Consider the following 7,284-nt stretch of genomic DNA (forward strand, 5'->3'; position numbering starts at 1 on the left):
CAGCAGCCCCCATAGCGGCGGCGATCCGTGCAGCGCCAGCCCCAGGAAGGCGGCCGCGCACATCGCCTCGACCACGATCGACAGGGCGACGGTGCGCTTGCGGTCCCCGGCGGTCGGCCATCGCCCCGGCCGGCAGGGTGAAGGCCAGCAGCGGCAGGAACTGGCACAGGCCGACCAGCCCCAGGTACAGGCTCGCCTGCTCGACCGGATGGTCGCGCCGGGCGATCTCGTAGACCTGCCACAGCAGGGCCGACGACTGGATCTGGATGCCCAGCACCGCCACCACTCGGCCGAACCACAGCAGGCGGAAGTCGCGGATGCCCCACGGGCTGGACGGACCTTCGGGCGGGGAAGGCGGAACGGGGGGCGTCGGCGACCCGGTGTCGAGGCTTTCTACGGTCACGTGCGTCGGTCGACTTTCGGATAAGGGGTTCCATCGCGATGGAAATAGCCGTCCGGCCGGAAGACCATGTCCAGGTCGGGATAGTCGCCGCGGTCGCCGCCTGGGGTTCGCGTCCCGACTTCCAGCAGGACCGCTTCGACGCCGGATCGGTTCTCCAGCTTGTGGCCGTTCGGAACGCCCGCCTTGAAGCCCGCGCAATCGCCGGCCCTCAGGACCGTTTCGCCGTCCTCCTCGACCAGCACGACCTCGCCCGACAGCACCCAGACGAACTCGTCTTCACCCTCGTGCCAGTGCCGCTGGCTTGACCAGGCGCCGTCCGGCAGCCGCAGCAGATTGACCCCGAACTGGTCCAGGCCGGCGGCGTCTCCCAGCTTCCAGCGGCGGCGCGGCTTGCAGGGGCCGGCGAACGCTTCGGGGTAGCCCGTACCGTGCCCGGTCGGCGCGGCGTCGATGTCGATCTTCGGCATTCATCTCTCCTCGTCATCCCGGGGCCGCAAAGCGGAACCCGGGACCCAGGGCAGCATCTCGGTCCCCTGGGTTCCGGGTTCCCGGCCACGCCGAGCCCCGGAATGACGGGGTTTGTGTCGGCCTTGATGTCCCGTAAAGCAAGGATGCATGAGCCTCGCATCAACTCCGGTTATCGATCCTGTCGAACTGACCCGCGACCTGATCCGCCGTCCGTCGGTCACCCCCGCCGACGAAGGCGCGATGGACGTGCTGGAGCGCGCGCTGACGGCGCTCGGCTTCGCCTGCCGGCGGATGCCGTTCGAAAACATTGAAAATCTGTACGCCCGCCGTGGAACGGCCTCGCCCAACCTCTGTTTCGCCGGCCATACCGATGTGGTGCCGACCGGCGCGACCGAGGCCTGGACCGCCGGCCCGTTCGAGGCCGAGGTCAAGGACGGCGTCCTCTATGGCCGGGGCGCCGTGGACATGAAGGGCGGCATCGCCGCTTGGGTCGCCGCCGTCTCCCGCCTCCTGGCCGAGGGCGAGGTTCCGGGCTCGCTGTCCTTCCTGATCACCGGCGACGAGGAAGGCCCGGCCCTGCACGGCACCAAGAAGGTGGTCCAGGCCTTGATGGCCGAGGGCGAGGTCATCGACGCCTGCGTCGTCGGCGAACCCTCGTCCCAGCAGGCGCTGGGCGACATGATCAAGATCGGCCGCCGCGGCTCGCTGAACACCTGGATCACCGTCCACGGCAAGCAGGGCCATGTCGCCTATCCGGACCGCGCGGCCAATCCCGTGCCCGTTCTGGCCCGGCTGGCGGCGGCGCTGGCCGACCATCGCCTGGACGACGGCTACGAAGCCTTCCAGCCCTCCAACCTCGAACTGACCACGCTGGACGTCGGCAACACGGCCACCAACCTGATCCCGGCCCAGGCCAAGGGACGGCTGAACATCCGCTTCAACCCCAACCACACAGGGGAAAGCCTAATGGCCTGGCTCAACGCGGAAGCGGGCCGGGCCCAGGCGGAAAGCGGCCTGCGGATCGAGCTGGAGCACCTGCACTCGGGCGACGCCTTCCTGACAGAGCACGGGGCCTTCGTCACCGCCGTCCAGGATGCGGTCGAGACCGCCGCCGGTCGCCGGCCCGAGGCCTCGACCACCGGCGGCACCTCGGACGCCCGCTTCATCCGCGCCATGTGTCCGGTGCTGGAGCTGGGCCTGGTCGCCAGACCATGCACCAGGTCGACGAGCGCGCGCCCGTGGCCGAGATCGAGGCCCTGGCCGAGGTCTATCGCCGGGTCATTGAGACCTATTTCGCGCGAGCGAGCTGACTCCAGCCCTGCCTTGGCCGTCATCACCGGGCTTGTCCCGAGGAAGATGGAAATGGTGCAAGAACGAAGAAGGCCCCGGCGTTTCCACCGGGGCCTTCCTTTGTCAGCCAATAGTGAAGCCGGGGGACGATCAGTCCCGGCGGCGACGGCCGCGGTCGCCGCCGCGGTCGCCGTCCCGCTTCGGACGGCCGCCGGTGTCTTCCGACATCGGGGGCTCGCCGCGTTCGGCGCGCTCGGCGTTGATCTTGTCCGTCAGGTCTTCGCCGGTCGCCTGGTCGACGACCTTCATCGACAGCTTGGTCTTGCCGCGGTCGTCCAGGCCCAGGAACTTGACCTTGACCTCCTGGCCTTCCGAAACGACGTCGGCCGGGTTGGCGACGCGCTCCAGGGCCATCTGCGACACGTGGACCAGGCCGTCCTTGGCGCCGAAGAAGTTCACGAAGGCGCCGAAGTCGACGACCTTCACGACCTTGCCGGTGTAGATCGTGCCGACTTCCGGCTCGGAGACGATCGACGAGATCCAGGCCTTGGCGGCGTCGATCTTGTCCTGTTCCGAGGCGGCGATCTTCACGGTGCCGTCGTCCTCGATGTTGATCTTGGCGCCGGTCTTTTCGACGATCTCGCGGATCACCTTGCCGCCGGTTCCGATCACTTCGCGGATCTTGTCGACCGGGACCTTGATGGACTCGATCTTCGGCGCGAACTCGCCCAGCTCGGCGCGGGCGCCGTCGATGGCCTTGTCCATCTCGTCGAGGATGTGCAGGCGGCCGGCCGAAGCCTGGGCGATCGCCTTGCGCATGATCTCCTCGGTGATGCCGGCGACCTTGATGTCCATTTGCAGCGAGGTGATGCCGTCACGCGTGCCGGCGACCTTGAAGTCCATGTCGCCCAGGTGATCTTCGTCGCCCAGGATGTCCGACAGGATGGCGAACTCGCCCGACGGCTCCAGGATCAGGCCCATGGCGATGCCCGAGACGGGCTTCTTCAGGGGCACGCCCGCGTCCATGAGCGCCAGCGACGAACCGCAGACCGTGGCCATCGAGGACGAGCCGTTGGACTCGGTGATCTCGGACACCAGGCGGATCGTGTAGGGGAACTCTTCCGACGACGGCAGCATCGGACGGATCGCCCGCCACGCCAGCTTGCCGTGACCGATTTCCCGACGGCCCGCGCCGCCCATCCGACCGGTCTCGCCGACCGAATAGGGAGGGAAGTTGTAGTGCAGCAGGAACTTCTCTTTGTACGTCCCGGTCAGGGCGTCGATGTACTGCTCGTCCTCGCCGGTGCCGAGCGTGGCGACCACGATGGCCTGGGTTTCACCGCGGGTGAACAGAGCCGAGCCGTGGGTCCGCGGGAAGACGCCGACCTCCGAGACGATCGGACGGACCTTGTCCAGCGCCCGGCCGTCGACGCGGTGGCCGTTCTCGATGATGTCGCGGCGCAGGACCTCGGCCTCGCACTCCTTGAACGCCGTGGCGAACTTGGCCGGATCGACCCCGTCGGGATTCTCGTCGGTGCGGACCAGGGCCTCGGCGGCTTTCTTCTTGGCGACGTCGACGCCCGAGCGGCGGTCGTACTTGCCGACATGGGTGTAGGCCGTCTTGATGTCCTCGCCGACCAGCTTCTTGATCGAGGCGACGACGTCGGAATGGTCTTCGGCCTGGAAGTCGAAGGGCTCCTTGGCGGCGTGCTCGGCCAGGTCGATGATCGCGTCGATCACCGGCTGCATGCCCTTATGGGCGAACATCAGGGCTTCCAGGAAGGTGTCTTCCGACAGCTCCTTGGCCTCGGACTCGACCATCATCAGGGCGTCCTGGGTGCCGGCCACGACCAGATCCAGCGCCGAATCGGGCAGCTGGTCGATCGTCGGGTTCAGCACCAGCTCGCCGTCGATGTAGCCGACGCGCGCAGCGCCGATCGGGCCCATGAACGGCACGCCCGAGATGGTCAGGGCGGCCGAGGCGGCGACCATGCCGACGACGTCCGGATCGTTCTCCAGGTCATGCTGCAGGACGGTGACGATGACCTGCGTTTCGTTCTTGAAGCCCTTGACGAACAGCGGGCGGATCGGGCGGTCGATCAGGCGGGAGACCAGGGTCTCCTTCTCGGTCGGACGGCCTTCACGCTTGAAGTAGCCGCCCGGGATCTTGCCGGCCGCGAAGGTCTTTTCCTGGTAGTTCACGGTCAGCGGGAAGAAATCCAGGCCCGGCTTGGGCGCGCGGCCGTAGACGACGGTGGCCAGAACCACGGTCTCGCCGTAGGTCGCCAGGACGGCGCCGTCGGCCTGGCGGGCGATGCGGCCCGTCTCCAGCGTCAGCGGGCGGCCGGCCCAGTCGATCGTCTTGCGTTTGATGTCGAACATTTTGATCTTTCGTATCCCGGCGGCGGATTCCGCGCGGGGTCCCATAAGCGGGTGGAGCGTCGGGCGTTCAGTCCTTCGGTCCATGAGGCGTACGCGCCATCGCGAACGCCTCGGGGAAAATGAGGACCGGTATCCAGCCCTCGCGTCAGTGGAAGCCGATGCTTCCTTCAAACCGCTCATCCCGGCGAAGGCCGGGATCCAGATGAACGATCACCGGCCCGGGCGGCGTTTCGGGATCTGGGCCCCGGCCTTCGCCGGGGTGATCGGCAATAAGACGAAGGGCCCGCGATGCGAGCCCTTCTTGCCTCCACCTTAGCGGCGCAGGTTCAGCTTGGTGATCAGAGCGGTGTAGCGCTCGCGATCGACCTTGTTCAGGTGATCCAGAAGGCGACGACGCTGCGAGACCATCTTGAGCAGGCCGCGACGCGAGTGATTGTCCTTCTTGTGGGTCTTGAAGTGCTCGGTCAGGTTGGCGATGCGTTCCGAGAGGATCGCGACCTGGACTTCGGCCGAGCCGGTGTCGCCCGCGCCGCGGGCGTTGTCGTTGATGACTTCCTGCTTGCGTTCAGCAGTGATCGACATCGTGTTCTCCTTACTGGAGGTTGAATACGCGGTCGGGTTCCAGCCGGCCGGCCCGCAACTGACCGAGAGCGACGAGGGTCTGGCCCTGAAAGGCTGAAACGGTCCTGGAACCCTCCCGAAGGCGGGCCTTGAGCGTTTCGACCTGACGGGGGAGCAGAACGATCGGCCGTCCCTGCCGAAGCGAGAAGGCGTCTTGGTCCGTCACGGCCAGCTCCGGGATGTCGTCCAGGGCGGTCGCGACGGGAAGCAAGCCTTCCGAGGCGGCGCCCCTATGCACCATTTCCTCCAGAGAATCCAGCGTGACGGCGTTTTCGACCGAGAAAGGCCCCACGCGCTCGCGCCGCAGGGCCGAGACATGGCCCTCCGCGCCCAGTATCCGGGCGAGGTCGCGGGCCAGCGAGCGGACGTAGACACCCTTGCCCGTGCGGATGGTGATCTCGACGTGGTCGACGTCCGGCGCGGCGGTCACCGCCGCCTCGTGGATGGTGACCCGACGGGCCTGAAGCTCGACCTCCACGCCCTGGCGCGCCAAGTCATAGGCCCGCTGGCCGTCCACCCGGATGGCGGAGAAGGTCGGCGGGATCTGGTCGATCTCGCGACGAACGCCGGCAGGGCCGCCGCCACCGCCGCCGCCGTCGGCCGCTCGTCGGACCGGCCGACGATCGCGCCCTCGCGGTCCAGGCTGTCGGTGGAGACACCCCAGTTGATGGTGAAGCGATAGACCTTCTGCGCCTCCATCATGAAGGGCACGGTCTTGGTCGCCTCCCCCAGCGCGATGGGCAGGATTCCCGACGCCAGGGGATCCAGCGTACCGGCGTGGCCGGCCTTCTGGGCGTCGAACAGCCGGCGAATTCGGCTGACGGCCTCGGTCGATCCCATCTCGAACGGCTTGTCCAGGCAGACCCAGCCGTTGACGACCTCGCCGCGCTTGCGGCGGCCCATCAGAACCGCTCCTCGTCCTCGTCCACATGTTCGATGTCGGCCCGCACCCGGGGGTCGTCGAACAGCCGGTCCATGTGGCTGGCGGCGTCGAAGCTCTCGTCGTGACGGAAGCGCAGGTCCGGCGTGAACTTCATGTCGATGTGCCGCCCCAGCACGCCGCGCAGGAATTTGGCGTGGGCGTTCAACGCCTTGACGATCTCGTCGACATGGCCGGCGGTCGGAGCGGCCGCGACGCCCGCGCCGAGGGGCTCCACGAAGCAGGTGGCGTGCTTCAGGTCCGGCGACAGGCGCACCTCGGTCACCGTCACGGACACGCCGTCCATCGCCGGATCGTGGATCTCCTCTTCGCGCAGGACCTCGACCAGGGCGTGACGGATCAGCTCGCCGGCGCGGAGCTGACGCTGCGACGGTCCCTGCGGACCGGAGGCGTTGCGGGTGTGTTGCTTGCGACCCATCGGGCGCTCCTTCTTCATCGCCGCCGGGGCTCGGACCCGGCTCGAAAAGCGAAGGGGCGGGGTCTAGTCCCGCGCGGCCGGGGTGTCCAGCGTCAGCACCAGGGCAGGTCGGCGGGCTCGTCGACCGGCTTGTAGGTCCCGTCCGCGCCCAGCCGCCAGGTGACCCGCGCGCCGCTGGCGCCGGAATACTGTACGGCGAAGTCGCGCCCAGGCGTCCCGGGCACGAGCCGGCCTTCCATGGTCTTGGCCTGGGGCCCCTCGACGGCGCCGTCGTTGGTGTAGAACAGCCGGACGTAGCCGGTGCGCTGCACGGGCCGCTCCGGCGCCAGCTCCACGACGGTCGCGCCTGAACAGGTGTAGCCCTGCCAGGTCCCGCCGGATTCGGCGACGATCACGGGGTTGGGCAGCAGACCGGTGCGGACCGACCAGTCCGGCGCGTTGCCGAAGGTTCCGCTCACCAGGATCAGCGGGTCGGCGTCCACCCGGCGGAAACCGTCCGGCGTGCGCTGGAGATAGTGGATGGCCAGGGCGCCGGGCGAGACGTGACCGCCTTCGCCCGTCCCCTTGGAGATGAAGGCGTAGCGATCGCCGCCGAGCGGCGTCAGCTTGCCGGATTCATAGGTGAAGCTCCCCCCGTCGTCCTCTCCGGGGGCGGCGGACGTGACCGGCGGGGCGCGATCCCAGGCCGCGCGGAAGGCCAGGCCGAGCTGCTTGGGCGCTGTCGACAGTAGACGGCGGGGGAAGCGAAGACGCCGCGCCGGC

At 68.3% G+C, this 7,284-nt stretch carries 5 protein-coding genes and 3 pseudogenes; 1 reads left to right on the top strand and 7 read right to left on the bottom strand.

Annotated elements, in window-relative coordinates:
* Window positions 1-403 (bottom strand): annotated as a pseudogene (locus AC2W7C_RS11335) (hypothetical protein); the annotation flags it as partial.
* Window positions 400-870 carry a cupin domain-containing protein gene (locus AC2W7C_RS11340; RefSeq protein WP_486001535.1) on the bottom strand — a complete coding sequence of 157 codons (471 nt, stop codon included), beginning with the start codon at window positions 868-870 and terminating at the stop codon, window positions 400-402. The pseudogene AC2W7C_RS11335 and the gene AC2W7C_RS11340, both read right to left, overlap by 4 nt.
* A 148-nt stretch (window positions 871-1,018) precedes the next feature.
* Between AC2W7C_RS11340 and dapE the strand changes: the two are divergent.
* Window positions 1,019-2,181: pseudogene (dapE, locus tag AC2W7C_RS11345) on the top strand (succinyl-diaminopimelate desuccinylase).
* A 130-nt stretch (window positions 2,182-2,311) separates the two neighbouring features.
* Here dapE and pnp read toward each other — a convergent pair.
* The 5 genes and pseudogenes from pnp to AC2W7C_RS11370 all read right to left on the bottom strand — a co-directional run.
* On the bottom strand, window positions 2,312-4,543 hold the full coding sequence (gene pnp / locus AC2W7C_RS11350; RefSeq protein WP_486001536.1) for a polyribonucleotide nucleotidyltransferase: 2,232 nt from the start codon (window positions 4,541-4,543) through the stop codon (window positions 2,312-2,314).
* A 312-nt stretch (window positions 4,544-4,855) separates the two neighbouring features.
* Window positions 4,856-5,125 (bottom strand): 30S ribosomal protein S15, encoded by a 270-nt coding sequence (gene rpsO / locus AC2W7C_RS11355; protein ID WP_400616057.1) that lies wholly within the window; start codon window positions 5,123-5,125, stop codon window positions 4,856-4,858.
* A gap of 10 nt (window positions 5,126-5,135) precedes the next feature.
* Window positions 5,136-6,067 (bottom strand): annotated as a pseudogene (truB, locus tag AC2W7C_RS11360) (tRNA pseudouridine(55) synthase TruB).
* Window positions 6,067-6,522, bottom strand: a complete 456-nt coding sequence (gene rbfA, locus AC2W7C_RS11365) for a 30S ribosome-binding factor RbfA (RefSeq protein ID WP_486001537.1) — start codon at window positions 6,520-6,522, stop codon at window positions 6,067-6,069. The pseudogene truB and the gene rbfA overlap by 1 nt, the downstream one beginning before the upstream one ends.
* Before the next feature lie 92 nt (window positions 6,523-6,614).
* A partial coding sequence (locus AC2W7C_RS11370; RefSeq protein ID WP_486001538.1) for a hypothetical protein occupies window positions 6,615-7,284 on the bottom strand: 670 nt, incomplete at its 5' end.

The sequence above is a fragment of the Brevundimonas sp. CURTG3B2_SDJG genome, assembly GCF_057364705.1.

Bases quoted from the DNA above. Each gene is read 5' to 3' on its own strand.
- AC2W7C_RS11340 (WP_486001535.1), bottom strand. From the start codon at position 870: ATGCCGAAGATCGACATCGACGCCGCGCCGACCGGGCACGGTACGGGC.
- rbfA (WP_486001537.1), bottom strand. From the start codon at position 6,522: ATGGGTCGCAAGCAACACACCCGCAACGCCTCCGGTCCGCAGGGACCG.
- pnp (WP_486001536.1), bottom strand. From the start codon at position 4,543: ATGTTCGACATCAAACGCAAGACGATCGACTGGGCCGGCCGCCCGCTG.
- rpsO (WP_400616057.1), bottom strand. From the start codon at position 5,125: ATGTCGATCACTGCTGAACGCAAGCAGGAAGTCATCAACGACAACGCC.